The sequence below is a fragment of the Sulfurimonas sediminis genome, from assembly GCF_014905115.1.
Lineage (GTDB): Bacteria > Campylobacterota > Campylobacteria > Campylobacterales > Sulfurimonadaceae > Sulfurimonas > Sulfurimonas sediminis.
In genome coordinates, this window is the sequence record NZ_CP041235.1 from 2,077,235 (window position 1) to 2,098,885 (window position 21,651).

Consider the following 21,651-nt stretch of genomic DNA (forward strand, 5'->3'; position numbering starts at 1 on the left):
AATCTTTAAAGATTATCCTAAATACGGGTTAGCATAAAGTGCGATTAACGCAATTACCAATGCATAAATAACCTGTGCTTCGATCATTGCAAGAGCGATGAACATTGTAGTCATAAGTTTAGCACCAAGACCTGGGTTACGTGCAGTACCAGCGATAGTTGCAGCAGCAGTGTGACCCATACCGATAGCTCCACCTAATGCAGCAAGACCAAGACCGAGACCGGCAGCGATCATTGAGTATGCTTTAAGAGTTTGGTTGGCAACCTCACCGTCATTTGCGAATGCAGCAGCAGAAAAAGCTACTAAAAGAAAAAGAATTTTTTTCATAATATATTCCTTGAAATAATTACAATCCGTTCGGATAGCGTAACCTCATTATATGTAATGAAGCAACCTAAACATAAATGCCCAGATTTCCCTACTAGAAATTGATAAGCGCATTATATGAAAGTTTTGCTAAATATTCTCTTATGCAAGACCTAAAGATATTTTATTTCCTTTAAATTCTAAAATTTCCACCTTCACTTTATCGCCTTCGCTTAAAATATCGCTTACATTGTCCACACGTTTGTCTTTTGAAAGTTTGGATATGTGCAACAGGCCGTCTGTTCCGTCAGGCAACTCTATAAAAGCACCAAAGTCAACGATTTTTTTCACAGTCCCTTCGTATTTTCCGCCTACTTCATATTTTATTTTTTCTTTTTTCGGTGCATTGACAATTTTTTGAATATGCTCTTTTGCTCCCTCTACACCATTTTTGTTTTTACCGGTAATTTTAACTTTTCCCTCTTTTTTATCTATATCTATCGCCACTTCAAATTTTTCAATCATTTCACGGATTGTCTTTCCTGCCTGACCTATAATTTCACCGATAAATCCCGGATCAATATGAAAAAATTCTGTAACAGGGAGTACACCGTCATTAAATTCTATTTTAGCCTCTGCATCAAGCATAATATCAATAATATGCGCACGTCCCTCTTTTGCCTGATACAGTGCTTCTTTTAAAATGTTCAGACTTACACCACCGAGTTTGATATCCATCTGCATAGCGGTAATGCCCTCTTTTGAACCGGTAACCTTGAAATCCATATCTCCATCATGATCTTCAAGACCCATAATGTCAGAAAGAATGGCATAACGCTCTCCATCACTTATCATACCCATGGCAATACCTGCAACCGTATCACTTGTCTCAAGCCCTGCAGCTTTAAGCGCGAGATACCCGCCACACACAGTTGCCATTGAAGAAGAACCGTTTGACTCCAGTATTTCAGACACCAGACGCACTGTCTGTCCATCAAGGTTGAGTATCGGCTCAAGCGCACGTTTTGCTAAATTTCCGTGTCCGAGTTCACGTCTTTTTGTTCCCATAACAGGAGAAGCTTCCCCTACCGAAAATCCCGGAAAGTTATAATGCACCATAAAGTTTTCATTTTGGGTGCCCGAATCTGTCAAGCCTTCAAACATTTGTGCATCTTTTGGTCCGCCCATTGTTAAAACAACAAGAGCCTGTGTCTGTCCACGGGTGAAAAGACAAGAGGCATGCGCAGCAGGCAATACATTTGTGTCAATACTGATAGGGCGTATTTCTGTCAGAGTACGTCCGTCGGCTCTTACTTTCTCATTGAGTATCTGTGCACGTACCTGTTCTTTTTTGACTGCTTCTATGGCTGCTTTGAGCTCAAGCTCATCCCATTCCAGATTATTGGTAAGAATTCTTTTTCTCAGGTTTCGCAAAGCAGTTGAACGCTCGGATTTTGCCATTTGATTCATAGCATCTATGATATCTTGCATATGACGTTCTTTCACAAAAGCCACCATCTCTTCATTTAAACCGTCTGTTTTGAGTTCCAGAGGTTTTATCTCTTTTTGGTACGGTCCAAAGGCCACTTCATATTCAACATTTGAAGCAAAAAGAATTTTTTCTGTTTTATCAAGCACTTCTATCAGTTCATCTTCAGGCATTGCATTGGATACATGTGTATCTACCACTATTGTACCGAGACTCGGGTCCATCATCGGGTCAAGCATCGGCTCGTAGGTCTCTTCAACCTCAACCTTTTCACTGCCGATAGAACGCATCTCTATCATCAGTAAATCTTTCTTCGTTCCTGAAAGGTACAAATCCAGTGTAGAGTTCTTCAGCTGTGAGAGTGTTGGATTCAATACAAGCTCCCCGTCTACTTTTGCTGCGCGAACCGCACATACACTGCTGTTTATATCTATGTCCGAAGTAAAAAGTGCAGCCGAAGCGGCATTAAGAGCAAGGACCTGCATATCAGACTCTGCATCTGCCGAAAATACCATAATGGTAATTTGTGTCGGGTGCCCGAATCCTTTTGGAAACAGGGGACGCAGACTTCTGTCCACTATTCGTGATGTCAGGGTCTCAAAATCACTCGGCTTTGTTTCACGTTTAAAAAATCCTCCCGGAATTTTTCCGGCTGCATATGTTTTTTCTATATACTGTACAGTCAGAGGCAAAAAATCGTCTTTGACAATTTCAGTCTCATCAATCACTACTGTCGCAAGTATTACAGTTTTACCTGATTTAAGCCATGCCGAACCGTTTGCCTGTTTGGCAACATCACCAAAGGAGTATTCTTCCACTCTGTTTTCTAATTCTAATTTTACATCATACGTCATCTGTTATCCTTTAAATCTTTACTGAGTATTTCTTCTATTTCTTCATCGTCCATTATTGTTAAATTCTTATAATATAATGATGTTTCTACATAATCATCTATGTCATACAGAAAAAATATATCATCTACGAATGTTTCTAACAACTCCAAAACATCTCTTGGCAGTACAGGACTGGCAATATAAACTGCTTTTGGTTTCTGGGCCAAAACTGTTTTGAGTGCAGTCATAAACTTGCTTCCTGTCTCACTTCCCTCATCTACAAGTAAAACAATCTTGTTTTTCATAGGAGGAAACGGTCTTCCTTTGCGATACTTGTATATATAGCTAAGTATATCTTCTTCATGCTTTCTATGAGCTTCTCCGTAGATATAATCATACTGTATTCCAAAGGCATTAATCAACTCTTCATTAAGAACAATCTCCTCTGTTTCACTGACTCTGGCAACTTCACATTCAGGATTGTTTGGTGCCATAATTGCTTCTGAAAAAAGAATTTCCAGGTTGTTTTTCAACTTGCCTTTTATCAGTGAAGCCAATTCAAGTCCGCCTTTTGACACTGCAACAATATTCCACGCTTCTTCTTTTAATTTTTGCATAGGCAGTATATCACGAAGCTTTTGTGCTGCATCTTCTCTGTCTTGTAAAATATGCTTATACTTTTGCATCTTTTTGCATCCTATTTTGTATCATCCGGCAATTTATACGATAAAAAAGAGCTGCCGGCATTTGCTTTCATTAAAGGTTTCAATACAACAGTCAAGTATATAAACCTGTCATACACAGAGGAACTTGTACTCCCGACTGTAGTCAAAACAGGTCTGTTGTTTTCGGTATACTGCACTCCAAAATCCCAACATCGCTTTGTGTACAAAAATCCGAAAGAGAAACTTTTTCTCTCTTTTGATTCTAAATCATAATTATAGCTTGTATTGTAGGAATAGTGTTTGTTGTAAGTATATTTTATATTTGATGTGAGATAACTTGTATAGGGTGTATAGGTGGCTGTTTTTGGCAAAAAAGTATTTTTATACAAATGTGAGAGTGCAATTTTCACGCCATACCTGTTGAATGACACCTGATTCAAAATCTTTGAAAACTTCTTTTCTTTATAATTATAAAACATGTTATTGTAATAGGACAAAAAACTTGTTATTTTATAGTCGAGCTCATTTTCCAAATCTCCATACCGTTCTTTTGTATTTTCGTAAGAGATGTTTTGGGAGAGTCTGTGATAAGCAATCTCCCGTGCAGAACTGTCATAAAAATATTGCTGAAAGTTTATCTGTGTATCATTCTCAATTGTTGCTATATTATAAAACTCACATCTTTGTGCATAATTTGGATCTGCCTTATTTGTAAAATCTGAACAGTACTCCATATTATCCTGATAAAAACCATCTTTTTTACTCCAGCCTTTTGCGTTATAACGCACTTCCAGTCCTACAACATGACTAAAGTTTTCGTATCCCTTTGTCAACTGTGTTGAAACAGCAACAGTATGGTAGTTACTTGCATAAAAACCGTCATGATATTCAAAACCAGGAATTGGATTTTGTTCATGTCCGCTAAATTGAGAATGCTGCAGATACAGATTTGCCTTGTATGAAAGATTGATATATTCACCAAACAATGGCGTCTGAAGTGTTACAGGCAGGTTTACATCTGTTTGAATTACTTTTTTGTTTATGATTCTTTGAATATTATTACTCTGCACATCAAATGAGTACAGCATATGATCTTTAAAAAAAGTATCTACATAATGATGGTATTGAACGGTTGGAAGTTTTTGCAGTGTATTGTCATTTGTCTGGAGTGTCAAATCTTCATAATATTTAAAATAGGTGCCTATATAGTTGTCGTTTGTATTGTAAAAAATGTTTACTCTTGAGAGTACCTGTGTTGCGGTTGCCTGCTGCAGGGCATTGTTGTTTTGCGCAAGGTTAATGTAGTCAACATCATTCATATGGTTAATATCTGCATATATGCCGGACTGTCCCGGCAAGTCCAGTCCAAGCCATTGATTCAGAGGATTTGTATTGTCATACTTAAAATTAAATCCGTAATGGGATTGGTTTTGCAGATTATATCTTAAATAATAGTCCTCGTTTTCTTTAAAATATCCTGCTTTGAATTCTCCGTGTGAAACAGCAGAATCCACAAACCTGAAAGTAGTATAGAGTCCCTTTCCTCTTGTGGTTCTGATTTGTGGATTGATTTCCAAATCCCACCAGTTTTGTTCGGCAATGTAAATCGGCTGTTCATAATAAAATCCTTCAGTTGAAGATATGCCAAATGATGGTTTGAGAAGCCCAGTTCTTCGTGTTGTATCTAAAGAATAACCGAAATATGGCGTGTAAAATACCGGGATATCATAAATATAAAGCCGTGCGTTGTATAAATTAATCCATTTGGAATCTGTATTGTAGTCTGATGAGGAAAACTCCATTGTCCATAAAGGGTCTACAGGGTCACATCCACTGACTGAACCTGAAGTGATATCCAGAAATACCCCTTTTGATTCACCCTCATTTGCACTGATCCAGACATCAGATTTGTTCTCAAGCAGATAAAGCGGTTTAAAATACCGCTCTTTTTTTGCCAAATTGAGTTTTGCATATTTTCCGAGTATCTTGTACTTTTTGTTATGATTGAGCCGTACCTTTGTAAAGAGTTCCAAATCTTGCGTCTTTTGATTATACACCGCTCTTTGGGCAGTTAAAAAATAATCTTTGTAAACAACAGTGACTCCTCCGTCCGCATACACAATATTGTTTTTTGATTTGACAGAGGATGCGTATATTTCAATCTTGTCATCTGCAGTCAGAATGCTCATACAGGCAAGCAGGAAAAAAAGAAAATATTTAAGCATCTATCACCAAAGTTTTTGCGGTTTTATCATGCCATGCCTGGCGCTGCGGATCAAACATCCCCCATACAAAACCAAGATAAAAAATCATTTCACTTATAATCCTGAAAACTGCTCTGTTAAGGGCCACTGCAAAGTTCGGATTGTCCAATGTGCGTATATCAATAACCTTTATTTTCATTGCCAGTTTCCCCAGAGTAGCCCCGTACTGCATTACAAAAAAAGTCTGATAGACTATTTTCATCGCAATATACTGCATAACATAGGTATTTGTCAGAATAATAATATCTTCAACCGTCTGTGCATTGGCAAATGAATCAGACATTGCGATAATAAGCAAAAAAGAGAGAAGCATTTCATCTATAAAAAATGCCATTGCCCTTTTTTTAACAGAGGCGAGCTGTAAATGTTCTCGGTTAAGAAGTTTTTCAATCTCTTCATTCAAAATTCAAATTCCTAAAGAGCTTGGTAGGCGATATCTGTACGAAGTTTTTTTCCTGCAAAATGAACCTGTCCACATCTCATGTAGGCTCTGTCACGGGCCTCTTTGATACTCTCACCCAAACCGACACATACCAGGACACGTCCACCCGTTGCGTAGAGTTTCCCGTCCTCCATTGTAACACCGGCAAAAGAGATATGTGTATTTTCTTCTATTTCTTTATGCTTGACATCATCCAAAATAATTTCAGCAGGTGTTGATGGTCCGTAGGGATAATTTTCACTCGCCATAACCACACCGACAGCATACTGGTCTGAAAATTCTACTTTGATCTCGCCCAAACGCTTTGTTGCCGCTTTGTAAAACATGTCAGAGACACTTGAGGTCATTAACGGCATAAGAATTTCACATTCAGGATCTCCAAAACGTACATTAAACTCCAGAGTAACCGGCTCACCGTTTACCACCATAATACCGATAAAAAGCACACCCTCAAAAGGGGCACCCTCTTTTTGCATTCCCTCAAGCGTCGGACGGATAATACGCTCTCGTACTTTTTGGTACAGTGCTTCATCTACAAGCGGAGTCGGGGCATAGGCACCCATTCCCCCTGTATTTGGACCTTTGTCGCCGTCAAGCAGGCGTTTATGGTCCTGTGCAGCCGGAAGTAAAATATAATCTTTCCCGTCACATACTGCAAACATAGAAAGTTCATATCCGTCTAAAAACTCTTCCACGATTACTTTTTTACCCGCATCACCAAAACTTTTTCCGCTGAGCATTTCAGAAATTGCTTTTTTTGCCTCATCATGGGATTGTGCAATAATAACACCCTTTCCTCCACACAGACCATCTGCTTTTACAACGATCGGTGTCTGCAGTCTGTTTGTAAACGCAAACAGCTCTTCAATCGAATCGCTCTCTATGTATTTTGCTGTAGGAATGTCATATTTTGCCAAAAAGTTTTTCATATAAACCTTTGAACCCTCAAGCTGTGCGGCTTCTTTGCCTGGTCCGAAAATTGTCAATCCCTCTGCCTTAAATATATCAACAACACCATCCACCAAAGGCGCTTCAGGACCTACTATAGTCAAATCAATCTCATTTTCTTTAGCAAATGCTGCCAAATCATTGTAATCTTTGATATCGAGATTTGTTCCCAGATTGTTTGTTGCACCGTTTCCAGGCTGAAAAAAAAGCTCATGTTCTGCTTCTTCATTTTTTATAGCACGGGCAATAGAGTACTCTCGTCCACCGCTCCCCAATATCAATATTTTCATTTGTATCTCCATAAGTTGTTAAAAAATTTATTTGTCTCACCGTAATAAAACAAATAAATTTTTTTGCATTAACCCGAGCAGCCGTCGCACTATTGGCTTGGTTCTAAAAGCCGAATTTGGGTGAAGAGAGGGTTGTCTAACGGCGGCAATTTCATCGGCAGAGTCAACATACCTCAAGCGAAACCACCGACACACAACAACCCTACTGGTTCACGTTGTGAATATGTAGAACCCGCATATATGTGCTGACACGAACTACTCAGATTAACAGAATAATTATACTAAAAATATGCTTGTTTTTATTTTAGGATACCTCTAAATATAGGTAAATCCCACGAAAAATAAAATAAATCTTAATCAATAGATTCAAAAGAACTGGAAGAAATATTGCTTAGACTCCTAAAACAAGGAGTTTACCATCAAATTAACACGCACAAAAGCCTTACTTGAATCGCTAAAAAGTATCCCAGACTATAGAGTAGATACAGGGAAGATAGAATATCCATTGCACGAAGTTCTTTTCATGACACTTTTTGCACTTATCAAAGGAAATACAACTTTTAAGGATATATTTTCATGGATGATATATAACAAAGACAATGCAATACTCAAAGAGATTTTTGATAAAGAAGAGATAACGATTCCTTCCAAATCAACATATCATCGTTTATTGATAAACACAGATAATAATGCTTTGGAAAAAGTATTTAGAGAGTTCTTTTTTCCATTCATTGCACAAGAAAATATTGCTATTGACGGGAAGTGGCTGAGAGGTAGCGACGTGAATGGTCAATACACACAGGAAAGACATAAAGCAATACTAAATATCTTGGATAAAGATATAAAAATAGTGTTTGCTCACAAGTTTTTAGATAAAAATAAGAGTAGCGAAATTACTGCACTCAAAGAGGTTTTAAACGATAATATTTTTAGCAATGAAGGACAGATATTTTCCTTTGATGCACTGCTTACTCAATCAGAGATTCTCAACACTATTGATGAGCAAGGTAACAGATATATAGCAAAACTCAAAGATAACCAGAAACACCTCAAAGAGAAAGCTATAAAGACCATAGAAGAGTTTAATCAGCCTACAGATAGAGTTGATGATGAAGATAGCTATTTAACTGAAAACAACAAAAGAGTCTCTCGAAAAGTAGAAGTTTTTCAAAATAAAAGTGCTGATTTAGTTATGTATCATGAGAACTTTCAAAATATTCAATCACTCATTAAAGTGACGAAAACATTAACAAATGCACAGACTGGTGAAGTTACAATTTCAACTCAATATTTAATGGCTAACTTTAAAACAACTGCAAAAGAGTTTCTTCAAAAGATACTGCAACATTGGAGAGTGGAAACATATCACTATCACTTAGATATGCTTACTGAAGAAGATGACCATATAGCATATAAAGAGCCTTTCTCTATAGCTATTCTTAGAAGTTTTACTGTTAATCTTTATCAGTTGTTTTTAAATGAGAACAAAGATAAAAAGGTACTCCTAACCGGTAAAACTACAATGGCAGATATTAAAAGAAATGCTCTTTATCGTGATGATTTTAGTGTTCAATTGATTGAATCAAACTATATTGATTAAGATTTGTTTTATTTTTCGTGGGATTTACCTACTATTTGCATACAACTCTCGATAGTTGTCTCATCAGAAAGAGTATAGGAGCAGTTTTTTGGCAGTGCTTTTGCCGTCGTTTTGCCAATAACTATTATTTTGTGTGTGTGCAGCAAAGTATGCCTGCTTAAAAAACACTCTACACTTGAAGGAGAGGTAAAAATAAGTATAGCCTCCTGCGGCACTGTTACATGTAACAACGCTTCACTGCATTTGCTTGCATAGACAATTTTTTCATCTATGCAGTATCCCTCTTCTTTACATGTAAGGACAAAATCAGAGGCAACAAGTTCAGCACGCAGATAAAGCCATTTTGTCTCTTTTGGGTATTGTTTGATTTTTTCCACAAGAGTATCGCCATATCCTTTACCGACAGCCAGAACCTGCCCCCCTAAATCTTCAAAACTCTTTGCACTCTGTTTTGAAATACAGAGCGCCGGCTTCTTTATATACTCTTTTTTCTCATACTGTTGCAACGCTTTTGATGCCTGCTTTGAGGTAATAATAAAATAATCATATTTGGAAAAATCAATTTCAGGCTGAAAAAAAGTAATATCCAAAGAGTTTACATGTACAGCGTCAGGATGAGAAGATACAGAAAAAAGGTAAATGGGCTTATTATGCATTGAAATTTCCTCGTTTATGGAAATCGTAAAAAGTTTGATGTAATTTTGAATGTTTTTAGGTTGAGGCATAGTTAATCTATGCCGATGCCTAAATCATTTCAAAGTGCATTGAAATTTTTCTCGATTTTATTCCCATTCGATTGTTGCAGGTGGTTTTGAAGATATATCATAAACTACACGGTTTATCCCATCCACTTCATTGATAATACGTCTTGAAATTCGCTCCAGCAGATCATGTGGCAGATGTGCGAATGTTGCTGTCATCCCGTCAACCGCCTCTACAACTCTGATACATACCGTGTTGTCATAGGTACGGTTGTCACCCATTACACCTACTGATTTTACATTTAAAAGCACGGCAAAAGCCTGCCATGTTTTTGCATAATATCCGCTTGCTTTGAGTTCATCGAGTAAAATAACATCTGCTTCGCGCAGAAGATCCAAATCAGGAACATTTACATCTCCCATGATTCTAATGGCAAGACCAGGGCCAGGGAAAGGATGACGGTTAATCATACTCTCCGGAAGTCCCAGTTCCAGTCCGATTTTACGCACTTCGTCTTTAAAAAGTTCACGCAGCGGCTCAATCAGTTCAAAATCCATCCAGTCAGGAAGACCGCCGACATTATGGTGAGATTTAATCACTTCTGAGGGACCGTTGACAGAGATAGATTCGATAACATCCGGATAGAGTGTTCCTTGTGCCAAAAACTTAATACCGTCATGCTTTTTCGCCTCTTTTTCAAACTCTTCTATAAACGTATGCCCGATAATTTTACGTTTTTGTTCAGGGTCACTCACTCCTGCCAGTTTTGTCAGGAAATTATCCGCTGCATCCACAGTAACAAGAGGCGCTTTGAGATTTACTTTGAAAACTTCTTCAACCTGTTCTCTCTCACCTTTGCGTAACAGTCCGTTATCTACAAACACAGGAATAAGCTGATCACCGATTGCTTCATACAGCATTGCTGCCACAACAGAACTGTCAACGCCTCCGCTTAATCCGCAAAGCACTTTGGCATCGCCGACACGTTCACGGATGGATTCAATCTGCTGCTTGAGAAAATGCTCCATTTTCCATTTTTCTGTCACTCCGCAGATATTTTTTGCAAAGTTACGAAGCATCAGGTAGCCTTCTTCAGAGTGCTGTACTTCCGGGTGAAACTGAAGCGCATAGACACGTTTTTCATCATTTGCAATGGCCGCATACGGTGAATTGTCAGATGTGGCGATTACCTTAAAACCCTCAGGAAGTGTTTCGACTCTGTCCGAGTGGCTCATCCAGACTGTAGTGTGATTGTCACAATCTTTAAAAAGAGGGGAAACATTGTCAGGGTAGCCGACTATGCCAAGTTCTGCTTTTCCGTATTCATGGTGGTCAGAACGTATAACCGAACCGCCAAAATCTACCGCAATTCTTTGCATTCCATAACAGATACCAAGAATCGGAATACCCATTTTATAAACCTCTTTGTCAACTTCATAGGCATCTTTGTTGTATACAGAAGATGGGCCTCCGCTGAGTATGATTCCCTGAGGATTTTTCGCTGCAATATCCTGGGCTTTTGTATGAAAAGGAAGGATTTCACAGTATATTTTATCTTCACGAAGACGACGAGCGATGAGTTGTGTGTATTGAGAGCCAAAGTCTAAAACTATAATGCTAACATTTGTCATTGAAATGCCTTTTTACTTTTATAAATAATTATGAAAGGATACAATAAATAAGATTAATGTTTGATTTGTTCTTTGAAATCCAGACCTTGGTCATAAAAGAGACAAAGCCCGCACTGAAGTACGGGTTACAAAAATTTGGATTCGAACTGTGATTTGTTTAAAACTATTTTTAATAAAGCCCCATAATTTCAAACTGAACGTACCAGATTATAATAGAAACCGCATATCCTACCAAAATGGTCCAGGCATGCTTCATGTGTGAACCAAAAGTATAAATACCGCGAAGTTTTCCCATAACTCCGACACCGGCTGCTGAACCAAAAGAGATCAGGCTGCCACCGATACCCGCTGTCATGGTGACAAGCATCCACTGGTCTATTCCCATACTTGGAGAAGATTTTAAAATGGCACTCATCACCGGTACATTGTCTACAATTGCAGAAAGGAATCCGACACCGATATTGGCTGTAGTTGAGCCAAGCAACTCATACAGGTGATGAATATATTCCAAAAAGCCTAAAAAGTGTAATGCACCTACGGCAGAAAGAATACCAAAGAAGAAAAGAAGTGTGTCATTTTCCACTTTTTCCATATTGACATAGATATTGAAGCTATGCTGTCCTGATCTTTCCAATTGAAAGGCATAAAGTTTTAAAATTGCCAAACCAAACATCATACCCCACATTGCCGGAAAATGGAAAAAAGTATGTCCAAGAACAGCAATTGCAATGGTCAAAACTCCCAAATAGGCAACCATCATTCCTCCATCTTGCACTTGTGGTTTCTTTTCAGTCGCTGCATCAAATGGCGGTTCTCCCGAGGGAACAGACAAAGAGAGTAAAAATGCCGTAACAACCCAGCCGACAACAGAAGCAGGAAAGAGAAAGAGAAAGTCTACAAATTCCCCTTTGCCGGCAGTCCATGCCATGAGTGTTGTAATATCACCAAACGGAGACCATGCACCGCCTGCATTGGCAGCTACGACAATATTTATGGCACCCGGAACCAAAAATGCAAGATTTTTCTTATCGATTGTAAAAAGCACGGTGGAAAGAATCAAGGCAGTTGTCAGGTTATCTGCGACTGGGGAGATAAAAAACGCCAACAGGCCAGTCAGCCAAAAAAGCTTTTTATAGGTGTACCCTTTTGAAACAAGTTTATACTTTAGCAAATCAAAAACACCGCGTTCTAAAAGCGTCTCAATAAAAGTCATTGCAACAAGCAGGAAAAAGAAAATTTCAGCTATCTCCAAAATCAGCTTTTCCAGTTCATCATGCAGCGGATCAGGATCCAATCCGTTAATAGCATAATAAATACCGATCAGCATAAACATAAATGTACCGGCAAAAAGTGCCGGTTTTGCTTTGTTTATCTCATATTTTTCTTCTGTAGCGATAAAATAATACGCTATAACAAAGACAGCTAAGCTCAGCCATCCTACCCAGGTTGTTGCAAGATTTATTGCTTCGTGTTCCATTAATTCTCCTCTTGTATTGTATGAACCCCTATGGATTCATGCCTGTTTAATGCAGATATTACTATCTCTTTTGCCGTTAGTAAACGAAATTTTAGTAGTTTACCAATATTTTCATTTAAAAGTGCATTAATTGTGGATAAAGCATCGTTTAATCCGCTTTTTGTACGAATTATAGAAACATTTTCCCACATTATTCGTCTGAGTTGGTCTTTTTTCGCCTTGTCATCTTTGAGACTCATCACCTCATCGTGCAATTCAAATGTTTTCATATTTTTTGGCGTGTCAATGTTTTTTAAAATATCATCTACTGCCCTTTTTGCAAAAACCAAACCTTCCAGCAGTGAGTTCGATGCCAGTCTGTTTGCACCATGCACTCTTGTTGAAGCAACTTCACCGACAGCATACAAATTTTTCACATTTGGCACTCTGGCATTCAGGTCGGTGCGAATACCCCCGATGGCATAATGAAAAGCAGGCGATATCGGAACCCTTTTCGCAGGAACATTAAAGCCCAGTTCCCTCAGATTCTTGCAAATATTTGGAAATCTGTGTTCAAAATACTCTTTATCAAAATTTTCACAGTTGAGATACACATGCATACCTGTCTTCTTTTTGTATTTGTATATTGCCTTGCTGACAATATCGCGTGAGGCCAACTCGCCTCTCTCATCATAATCAAACAGGAATCTTCTTCCGGTTTCATCCTCTATAGTTGCTCCCTCTCCGCGAAGGGCCTCTGTCAAGAGCATTTTTTGGGCATTGTTAGAGTTTACAAATACAGTGGGATGAAACTGCAGCATTTCCATTCTGTCAAGGGCTACGCCTTTCATCACACAAAGTCCTTGTATATCAGCACTGATGCAAGGTGCATTTGTATGGTATTCATACAAAGAACCAACACCTCCGCTTGCAATAATGACATTTTTTGCATATATGTTTCTGCGTTGTCTGTGATCAAGTACGGTAACGCCGTAACATTCGCCATTATCAATCAGCAGATCAACGACTCTTGCATCACTGAGCATCGCATGGGCAGTATGTTCAAGAAGAAAATGGTGCAGATACCTTCCCGTCGCATCACCGCCTGCATGCAGTATCCGTTCACAGGAGTGTGCCGCTTCTTTTGTATAAAGAAGTTCTCCTTCTTCATTAGTATCAAAACAAAAGCCCTGTTCTATCAAATCATCAATCGCCTGACGTGAATTCTGGCTCAGAACATCCACAGCTTCCGGATCACACAGCCCGTCACCGGCGGCAAGTGTGTCTTTGATATGCATCGGAATATCCGCTTCATCACGGGCCAACGCCACTCCACCCTGTGCATAAAATGTATTGCATTTAAAAGTTTCCCGCTTATTAATAATAAGCACTTTTTTCTCGGCAGGAATATTCATACTTGCATAGAGTCCTGCCACACCTGCGCCTATTATTACTACATCATATTCAGTCATTACGGTGCACAGCTTTCATTTGTATCATTACCAAACTCTTTTTTTTGAATAATAAACTTCACATTTTTATCCTCTTTGGGTACACTCTGTTCATAATAAGGGGGTGCTTTATAGCCGCACCCGCTTACGCTTAATAAAAAGCTTGCTATAATTAGCCTATGAAAAACAGCAGTGATATTCTCAACTCTCTTCAAAATAAACCTCAATTTTCTAAACTCTCTCAATACAAATGTATCCATAAAATACAATCGGCATTCAGCCCCCCTTTGCAAAAGATGATTAAGTTTTCATATATAAAAAACAAAATACTTTTTTTCGTTCTCAATCATCCCGGTGCCAAACAAGAATTTGATAATAGTATACAAAGCATTAAAAGTGCTTTAAAGTTTCACACTCCCGCAGAATGCGAAAATGAAACCATAACAGATATAAAGGCTTTTGTTACACACAAACCTACTTTACACAGAGACACAGAAACATTGACACACCCCAGAAAAATTGTATCTTACAGGGAAAGAGCAACGGGAAACTTTGACATTCCTGTTCATGATGAAAAACTCAGAGAACTTATTCTCTCTATTCAAAAAATTATAAAAGAAAAAAATGACACTTAAAGAAAAAATCCAACAACTGCCGGACAAACCAGGGGTCTATCAGTATTTTGACAAAAACGGCCATCTCCTGTATGTGGGCAAAGCCAAGAACCTTGCCAAGCGGGTAAAAAGCTACTGGCAGTTTACTCCAAAGCTTTGTGCAAATCCGCAGCTCTCTTTGCGCATTTCAAAAATGATCAAGCAAACAGTTTCCATGGATTATATCATCGTAAATTCCGAACATGATGCGCTCATACTTGAAAATTCACTGATCAAACAGCTGGGTCCGAAATACAATATTTTACTCCGTGATGACAAAACCTACCCCTACATTTACATAGACAACTCTCAGGAGTACCCTCGGTTCGACATTACAAGAAAGGTGATCAACTCCAAAGATATCACCTACTATGGTCCCTACTCTGTCGGTGCGAGAGATATTCTCAACTCCATTTATGATATTTGCAAACTTGTGCAGAAAAAATCCTGTCTGAAGTCAAAAAAACTTTGTCTCTACTATCAGATAGACAAGTGTCTCGGTCCCTGTGAACTGCCAATCTCCAAAGAGCGTTATCAGCAGGAAGTAACACTTGCATCGCAGCTGATTAAAAACAAAAAACTGCTTCTTGGCAGACTGGAAGAAAAAATGGAGTTTTATGCCCAGGAGTTACGCTTTGAAGAAGCCGCCGAGCTCAGAGACACTATAGAGAGGATAGAACGCTCCCAGATTAAAAGCGAAATTGATTTTGCCACAAATGAACATTATGATATTTTTGCGATAGAAAGCTCTGAAAAAAGAGCGGTTGTTGTGAAAATATTTATGCGCCACGGCAAAATCATCTCTTCTTCCCATGAGTATCTGCAGCTGCATGAAGGCTTGGATTTGAATGAGCTCTATTCAAGAGCGCTGCTTGGATTTTACAAAGATGAAAAGCCTCCCATCACTGCTCCGATTCTTCTTCCTCAGAGTTTTGAGGACAAAGAACTCATAGCGCATCACCTCACAAAAGTATTTGGTCAAAAAGCACACATTCTCATCCCTCAAAGAGGAAAGAAAAAAGATTTAATCGCTTTGGCAAAATTAAATGCAAGGGAGTTGTTGAAAAAAGACAGAGAAACACTGAATGTCAAAATACTCGAAGAACTCCAGGAACTGTGTCAACTGCAAAAAATTCCAAACAGGGTGGAAATATTTGACAATTCACATATGTCCGGTGTCGCAACAGTCGGGGCTATGGTCGTATATGAAAATGCAAAGTTTGACAAAAAATCCTACAGAACCTATCATCTCGAAGCAAAAGACGAATACTCCCAAATGCGCGAAACACTTACAAAAAGAGTGGAGAGTTTTTCTAAAAATTCACCGCCGGACCTGTGGATACTCGACGGAGGAGCAACACTGCTTAAACTTGCACTTGACATACTTGAATCAAACGGTATCAACCTTGATGTCATAGCCATTTCAAAAGAAAAAGTTGATGCAAAAGCACACCGAGCCAAAGGAAACGCTCAGGATATTCTCTATACAAAAGAGCAAATTTTCAGACTCAAAACAAGTGACAAACGTCTGCAGTGGGTCCAAAATTTACGGGATGAAGCACACAGAGCAGCGATCACATTTCACAAAAAAACAAAACTCAAACTTGATCAAGAAAGCAGACTTTTAAGTTTACATGGAATATCAGCTGCAAAAATTCAAAAACTGCTCAACCATTACGGTACTTTTGAAGCACTCAAAAGTGCCACATTTGATGATATTCGTTCACTTTTAAATACAAAAGATGCAAAAACAATCAAAAATTTTTATAAATAAGTTTTTTTTTCACTCCTTTATGATATATTTGTGATAATGCTAGTAAGTAACTAATTATAAGGTTTTTTAATGAGTAAGATTATCCCTGTAGACGAAGAGTATTTTTTTGACGGAAATGTCATTATTTCTCAAACAGATTTAAAAGGTGTTATTACCTATGCAAACAAACTGTTTTGCAGTGTATCCGGCTATAAAGCCGATGAACTGGTAGGACAACCCCACAACATACTCAGACATCCGGATATGCCACGCAGTATATTTGCAAAAATGTGGGAAACTATTCAAAGTGGACAGGCTTGGAACGGACTTGTAAAAAACCTTAGAAAAGACGGTTTGTACTACTGGGTAGAGACAGAAATTCTGCCAATCAGAGATAATGATGAAAATATAACAGGTTATATTGCTGCCAGAAAAGCAGCCTCTCGCAAAGATATTCAAGAAACAGAAGAAACATACAAAAAAATGCTTGAGACAGAAGAGGAATAAGGGATGGAAGAATGCTAATTTATAATTTTCAAAAAGAGTTTTTGGGTATTGACGAAAAAAACCTGCGTACACTGGGGTATAAAGATTTGGCTGATCTGCGCGCAGAAGTGACGGATTTCGCAGATTTGTTTGTAAAAACACCAGGATATATACATAATTTTCAGCATGTGCACTGGATTGACTATATTACATGCGCAGAGTCAAATGAAGAATCCAAAGTCATCATTCATGCCAATTCAAAAAATTACAAAGCAATAATTACAATTACAAATGCCTATCTTGTGGACAATCCGACTCAAAAAGCCTATATAGTACACTTAAACAATTTGCGAACACTGACAGCACAGGAATATGATGCTATTTCAGGAGATATTACGCAAAGAACAATACCGGAAACAGTATCTCCGCAGCAGTCGCAACCAATCCTCCAAACAGAAGAAACAACAGTTATACAAGATGAGTATGACACTCCGTTACATGTGGAAACCAAAGAGAAAGAAGACCTGGATGCACTACTGGATGTAGGTGACTTGAGTATCGAAACCCAGGAAGTAAAAAAGAGAGAGCCTTTGGTCCAAGAATCTCCTCAAAAACCGAAAAGCACCTATGTTTTTGACCCCAATATTGCATCCAAAGAGCTTGGTCTGCCGCTTGATTTGATTGAAGAGTTTATACAGGATTTTATAACCCAGGCAAACGACTTTAAAGATGAACTTTACAGATCACTTGAAGAAGGAGATACAGACAATGTTAAAACTCTTTCGCATAAGCTTAAAGGAGTTGCAGCGAATCTTCGCATTGAAGATGCACATGAAGTACTTTCAATTATAAATGCCACTTCTGATGTCGATATTATAAAGACAAACCTGGATGATTTTTACAGGATTATTGCAAAATTAGCCGGGGAAGAAGATCTTGGAACCATAAAAGACGATGAAGTGCCTCAAAAAATTGAGATTCCGGAACTTTATGATGATGATTTTGTTGCACCACAGGAATCTGAAGAAATTCTGACTTTTAAAGATGATGAGCCTGAACTGACTTTGGAATTTAAAGAAGAGCCGCAGCCCCAACTTGAAACAGAGCCGGAAATTCAAGAAGAACAGGAAATTCAGGAAGAGACAGAGCAGCAGGAAGAATCACAAACGCAGGAAGAATCAGAAAATGAGAAAAAATATTCTAAAGAAAAAATTGCCAATGAAATAGGCCTGGATTTAGAGAGTTTCAATGAACTCTTTGAAGACTTTATAAAAGAAGCACATGCTATAATTGCAAAAATAAATGATGCTCTCGCCACCCAAGACTATCCTGCACTGAAGCGGCAAGCCTTAAAATTAAAAGGAATGAGTGACAATATGAGAATGCACACTTTTACAAATGAACTTGAAACACTAACACACTCTACAGATAAAGAGACACTGACACAAACTGTAAAAGAGATAGAAAATATACTGACAGCAATTTCAAAAGAAGAGGAATAGGCAATGCAAATAGGACTAAAAAACAGACTTCGACTTATTAGTTTATTACCGATTATTATTTTAATTTCTATTACAAGTTATTTTGTATATAACTCATACGAAAACTATAAAGCGGCGCAACTTCTCCAGGATAAGCTTTCCACAAACAGGCAACTCAACAACCTTCTGAGAAATGTTTCCCGGGAAAGAGGTATGACCGTAATGTACCTTGGTAATTCCTCACCAAATACATTAAAATCACTCTTAAAGCAGAGAAAGATTGTTGACAAACAGGAAAAACTCTATTTTCAACAGCTACAGGCACTTTCACAAAAAGACACGGCATTAAAAAATGCGATGCAAAGTATAAAACATGCCAGAACATTGGTTGACGCACATAAAATAAACTTTGAAGATATATATACCAAAGTATACGGCAAAGCAGAGCAGATAATTATTAAACAACTCGAAACCATTACATCCCACCAACTTGATAATAAAATCAACACATATGCATCGATTTATATTTCACTGGTCCGTGCAAATGCCTACACCGCAGATGAACGTGACTTCATCTCTTATACACTTGCCCGCTCAACAGAAATGGACGAAGAAGAGATTAATCAATGGCTCTCCTTAATAGCAAAAGCAGATGCCATCGATTTCTATAACATTAAAGACAAAAAACTTGAAACCAAGCTGAATGAATTGTTTAAAAGTGATGATGCTCTTGAACTCTTTGATGACCTTAACTCAGAACGTGCTTCCATTTTAATTGCTGCAGCAAGCGGAGAGTATGAAACAAACCCGGGTGTCTGGTTTGCCATGCTTTCAGAAAAAAGCAACCTTATTTCAGAGGGAGAAAATGTTGTTCTGAGTGCCATGGACAGCAGAGCCGTTCAGGTAAAAACAGAAGCTTTACAGTTTTTGACCATTACATTGACAATTTGGCTGATTTCAATCATATTGGCAGTTTTAGGCTTTTTGCTCTCTAATGAAATTGCCAGAAATATTCACAACCTTGAAGGTGTCCTCAGAAAAGTGGCAGAAGACACAAATGAGAGTGACAAAGCAATTGAGATCAATCTTCATACAGCCAAAGGAACAGAAGAGGCCTACAGTCTTTTGGAAAAAATTATTGAGCAGACGAAAAGAGATAAAGAAGCAGCACAGGAAGCAAGTGAAGCAAAATCAATGTTCCTTGCAAACATGTCACATGAAATTCGTACACCGCTCAACGGAATCGTTGGTTTTACAGAACTTCTTAAAGATACAGGACTCAAAGAAGAGCAACAGGAGTTTGTTGAAATTATCGAAAAATCTTCAGAAAACCTCCTTGAAATTATCAACAATATTCTTGACCTTTCAAAAATCGAGAGTAATAAACTTGAAATTGAAGATGTTATCTTTAATCCTATAGAAGAGTTTGAAAGTGCCGTTGATGTATATGCTGTCCGTGCAAGTGAAAAGCATATTGATCTGGGATGTTTTATTGACCCTGAACTTGAGCAGCCACTCAAAGGTGACCCGACAAAAATCAAAGAAGTTCTCATCAACCTGCTCTCAAATGCAGTGAAGTTTACAAGCAGTTCCGGAGCTATCAATGTCGATATCAGAAAACTGCAATCACCGCAGGAAGGAACAACACGTATCAGATTTGAAGTGCAAGACAGCGGTATCGGTGTTACAAGCGAACAAAAATCCAGAATTTTTGAAGCTTTTTCACAAGCAGATACATCCATTACACGTAAATACGGCGGTACAGGTCTTGGTCTTACAATTTCTGCGCGTTTTATTGAACTGATGGGAGGACAGCTTGATCTGCACAGTGAGCCGGGAGAAGGAACAACTTTCTTCTTTACACTTGATTTTGAAGAGATAGAAGTAATCAGTGAAAGTGCCAAAGAACAATATCTGGGAATCAATGCTTTAATTTTAGAGTCTACTCATAAAACAAAAAGACAAGACACCTATCTCAAAGAGTATCTTGATTTCTATGGAGTAAGTTATACAACATTTAAAAATAAAAATGAAATTGAAACGCTCCAGCGACAAATAAATTATGATATGCTTTTTGTAGATTATGAATATGCAAATGAAGAAGAGTTAAAAGCATACAGCACTCTTCCGCAAAAGCTGATACTTCTTACAAAATCTTATTTTATGAGAAAAATCGACTCTATGGGTATAGAGATATTTAAAACCATATATGAGCCATTAAACAATACCAAACTAAAAGCAGCACTTGAAAATTACCAAAGTCAAAATTTTACAGCACCAAAAGTAAAACCAACTTCAAACAAAGTCTTTACAGTCGGTTCATCTAAATTTGCGGCAAAAGTACTTGTTGCAGAAGACAATATAATCAACCAGAAGCTGATAAAACGGACACTTGAAGACCTGGGGCTCACTGTTGGTATCGCATCCAATGGGCTTGAAGCATTCCAAAAACGCAAAGACAATAACTATGATCTGATTTTTATGGATATCCAGATGCCTTTCCTTGATGGTATAGAAGCGACACAGGAGATTCTTGAATATGAAGAGGTATACAACCAGCCCCATGTTCCGATAATCGCTTTAACGGCAAATGCACTCAAGGGGGACCGTGAAAGATTTTTAGCAGCCGGACTTGACGAATATACAACAAAACCATTAGTACGTGAAGAGATCATAACACTGCTGAATCATTTTTTAGCAGACCACATTGTGGATGTAGATGAAGCAAAGGCAGAAGAAGAGAAAACAAAAAAAGTAGAGCAGCAGAAAGAAGAAGCAAAAGAGCAGAAAAAAGAAGAAAAAGCGGTGCAGGAAGAAGTTCCGGTAAAATACAAAGCTGATATTCTTCTTGCTAAAAAAAGTCCCTTTGAAACAAAGCTTTTTACAAAAATTCTCAGTTCGCTTGGATATACTTACGAAGTCATAGACAACATAGATGAATTGCAAAAGAAAATTGAAGAGGAGAGCTATAAACTTATTTTATTTGACAAAGAGACTGAAACTTTAGACTTGAAAGATTTCGCCCACTCAGTCAAAGAGAAAAGTCAGAAAAACAATCTTTCCAGCTACCTGGTAATGATTGTAGATCCTGCTGTACCTGTAAGTGAAGAAGATTCGAAATATGTAGATGAAACGATTAAAAACATTATAAACAAAGACTTGCTGAGACTTGTTATAGAAAAATTTATTTAAGGAAATAAC

The 21,651-nt window shown here is 38.0% G+C and carries 16 protein-coding genes; 6 read left to right on the forward strand and 10 right to left on the reverse strand.

What is annotated here, in order from left to right; all coding sequences use genetic code 11:
• Positions 1–12: 12 nt before the first annotated feature.
• The 6 genes from FJR45_RS11105 to purD all read right to left on the reverse strand — a co-directional run bounded on the left by FJR45_RS11105 (position 13) and on the right by purD (position 7,237).
• Entirely contained in the window at positions 13–327 is a 315-nt protein-coding gene (locus tag FJR45_RS11105; protein WP_151899443.1) for a F0F1 ATP synthase subunit C, read from the reverse strand.
• A gap of 141 nt (positions 328–468) precedes the next feature.
• Positions 469–2,649, reverse strand: a complete 2,181-nt coding sequence (locus FJR45_RS11110; RefSeq protein WP_193150588.1) for a polyribonucleotide nucleotidyltransferase — start codon at positions 2,647–2,649, stop codon at positions 469–471.
• Complete coding sequence (locus FJR45_RS11115) at positions 2,646–3,314, reverse strand: phosphoribosyltransferase (RefSeq protein ID WP_193150589.1); 669 nt, start codon at positions 3,312–3,314, stop codon at positions 2,646–2,648. The genes FJR45_RS11110 and FJR45_RS11115 overlap by 4 nt, the downstream gene beginning before the upstream one ends.
• An 11-nt stretch (positions 3,315–3,325) precedes the next feature.
• On the reverse strand, positions 3,326–5,518 hold the full coding sequence (locus FJR45_RS11120; RefSeq protein ID WP_193150590.1) for an LPS-assembly protein LptD: 2,193 nt from the start codon (positions 5,516–5,518) through the stop codon (positions 3,326–3,328).
• Entirely contained in the window at positions 5,511–5,960 is a 450-nt protein-coding gene (locus FJR45_RS11125) for an RDD family protein (RefSeq protein ID WP_193150591.1), read from the reverse strand. The genes FJR45_RS11120 and FJR45_RS11125 overlap by 8 nt, the downstream gene beginning before the upstream one ends.
• A gap of 11 nt (positions 5,961–5,971) precedes the next feature.
• A complete protein-coding gene (purD, locus tag FJR45_RS11130) occupies positions 5,972–7,237 on the reverse strand; it encodes a phosphoribosylamine--glycine ligase (protein WP_193150592.1) in 1,266 nt (421 codons plus the stop codon).
• A 418-nt stretch (positions 7,238–7,655) separates the two neighbouring features.
• Here purD and FJR45_RS11135 point away from each other — a divergent pair, with 418 nt between their 5' ends.
• Entirely contained in the window at positions 7,656–8,837 is a 1,182-nt protein-coding gene (locus tag FJR45_RS11135; RefSeq protein ID WP_226966519.1) for an ISAs1 family transposase, read from the forward strand.
• 8 nt (positions 8,838–8,845) lie between these two features.
• Here FJR45_RS11135 and FJR45_RS11140 read toward each other — a convergent pair whose 3' ends face one another.
• The 4 genes from FJR45_RS11140 to nadB all read right to left on the reverse strand — a co-directional run bounded on the left by FJR45_RS11140 (position 8,846) and on the right by nadB (position 14,098).
• Entirely contained in the window at positions 8,846–9,493 is a 648-nt protein-coding gene (locus FJR45_RS11140) for a uroporphyrinogen-III synthase (RefSeq protein WP_193150593.1), read from the reverse strand.
• A gap of 126 nt (positions 9,494–9,619) precedes the next feature.
• The gene (gene guaA / locus FJR45_RS11145) at positions 9,620–11,170 is read right to left on the reverse strand and encodes a glutamine-hydrolyzing GMP synthase (protein WP_193150594.1); all 1,551 of its coding nucleotides are present in this window, start codon (positions 11,168–11,170) and stop codon (positions 9,620–9,622) included.
• A 169-nt stretch (positions 11,171–11,339) separates the two neighbouring features.
• Positions 11,340–12,647, reverse strand: coding sequence for a sodium:proton antiporter NhaD (gene nhaD / locus FJR45_RS11150; RefSeq protein ID WP_193150595.1), 1,308 nt, complete (start codon positions 12,645–12,647; stop codon positions 11,340–11,342).
• Positions 12,647–14,098 carry an L-aspartate oxidase gene (gene nadB, locus FJR45_RS11155; RefSeq protein WP_193150596.1) on the reverse strand — a complete coding sequence of 484 codons (1,452 nt, stop codon included), beginning with the start codon at positions 14,096–14,098 and terminating at the stop codon, positions 12,647–12,649. The genes nhaD and nadB overlap by 1 nt, the downstream gene beginning before the upstream one ends.
• Before the next feature lie 158 nt (positions 14,099–14,256).
• Here nadB and FJR45_RS11160 point away from each other — a divergent pair, with 158 nt between their 5' ends.
• The 5 genes from FJR45_RS11160 to FJR45_RS11180 all read left to right on the forward strand — a co-directional run bounded on the left by FJR45_RS11160 (position 14,257) and on the right by FJR45_RS11180 (position 21,642).
• Entirely contained in the window at positions 14,257–14,712 is a 456-nt protein-coding gene (locus FJR45_RS11160; RefSeq protein ID WP_193150597.1) for a hypothetical protein, read from the forward strand.
• Positions 14,702–16,504: an excinuclease ABC subunit UvrC gene (gene uvrC / locus FJR45_RS11165; RefSeq protein WP_193150598.1), complete on the forward strand. Its 1,803-nt coding sequence runs from the start codon at positions 14,702–14,704 to the stop codon at positions 16,502–16,504. The genes FJR45_RS11160 and uvrC overlap by 11 nt, the downstream gene beginning before the upstream one ends.
• Positions 16,505–16,573: 69 nt before the next feature.
• Complete coding sequence (locus tag FJR45_RS11170; protein WP_151899430.1) at positions 16,574–16,990, forward strand: PAS domain-containing protein; 417 nt, start codon at positions 16,574–16,576, stop codon at positions 16,988–16,990.
• A gap of 11 nt (positions 16,991–17,001) precedes the next feature.
• Positions 17,002–18,471, forward strand: a complete 1,470-nt coding sequence (locus tag FJR45_RS11175) for an Hpt domain-containing protein (RefSeq protein WP_193150599.1) — start codon at positions 17,002–17,004, stop codon at positions 18,469–18,471.
• A gap of 3 nt (positions 18,472–18,474) precedes the next feature.
• On the forward strand, positions 18,475–21,642 hold the full coding sequence (locus FJR45_RS11180) for an ATP-binding protein (protein WP_193150600.1): 3,168 nt from the start codon (positions 18,475–18,477) through the stop codon (positions 21,640–21,642).
• Positions 21,643–21,651: the final 9 nt, after the last annotated feature.

Coding starts and splice junctions, on each gene's coding strand:
- FJR45_RS11180 (WP_193150600.1), top strand. CDS start 18,475: ATGCAAATAGGACTAAAAAACAGACTTCGACTTATTAGTTTATTACCG.
- FJR45_RS11170 (WP_151899430.1), top strand. CDS start 16,574: ATGAGTAAGATTATCCCTGTAGACGAAGAGTATTTTTTTGACGGAAAT.
- purD (WP_193150592.1), bottom strand. CDS start 7,237: ATGAAAATATTGATATTGGGGAGCGGTGGACGAGAGTACTCTATTGCC.
- FJR45_RS11120 (WP_193150590.1), bottom strand. CDS start 5,518: ATGCTTAAATATTTTCTTTTTTTCCTGCTTGCCTGTATGAGCATTCTG.
- nhaD (WP_193150595.1), bottom strand. CDS start 12,647: ATGGAACACGAAGCAATAAATCTTGCAACAACCTGGGTAGGATGGCTG.
- FJR45_RS11175 (WP_193150599.1), top strand. CDS start 17,002: ATGCTAATTTATAATTTTCAAAAAGAGTTTTTGGGTATTGACGAAAAA.
- FJR45_RS11115 (WP_193150589.1), bottom strand. CDS start 3,314: ATGCAAAAGTATAAGCATATTTTACAAGACAGAGAAGATGCAGCACAA.
- nadB (WP_193150596.1), bottom strand. CDS start 14,098: ATGACTGAATATGATGTAGTAATAATAGGCGCAGGTGTGGCAGGACTC.
- uvrC (WP_193150598.1), top strand. CDS start 14,702: ATGACACTTAAAGAAAAAATCCAACAACTGCCGGACAAACCAGGGGTC.
- FJR45_RS11105 (WP_151899443.1), bottom strand. CDS start 327: ATGAAAAAAATTCTTTTTCTTTTAGTAGCTTTTTCTGCTGCTGCATTC.
- FJR45_RS11140 (WP_193150593.1), bottom strand. CDS start 9,493: ATGCATAATAAGCCCATTTACCTTTTTTCTGTATCTTCTCATCCTGAC.
- FJR45_RS11110 (WP_193150588.1), bottom strand. CDS start 2,649: ATGACGTATGATGTAAAATTAGAATTAGAAAACAGAGTGGAAGAATAC.
- FJR45_RS11160 (WP_193150597.1), top strand. CDS start 14,257: ATGAAAAACAGCAGTGATATTCTCAACTCTCTTCAAAATAAACCTCAA.
- guaA (WP_193150594.1), bottom strand. CDS start 11,170: ATGACAAATGTTAGCATTATAGTTTTAGACTTTGGCTCTCAATACACA.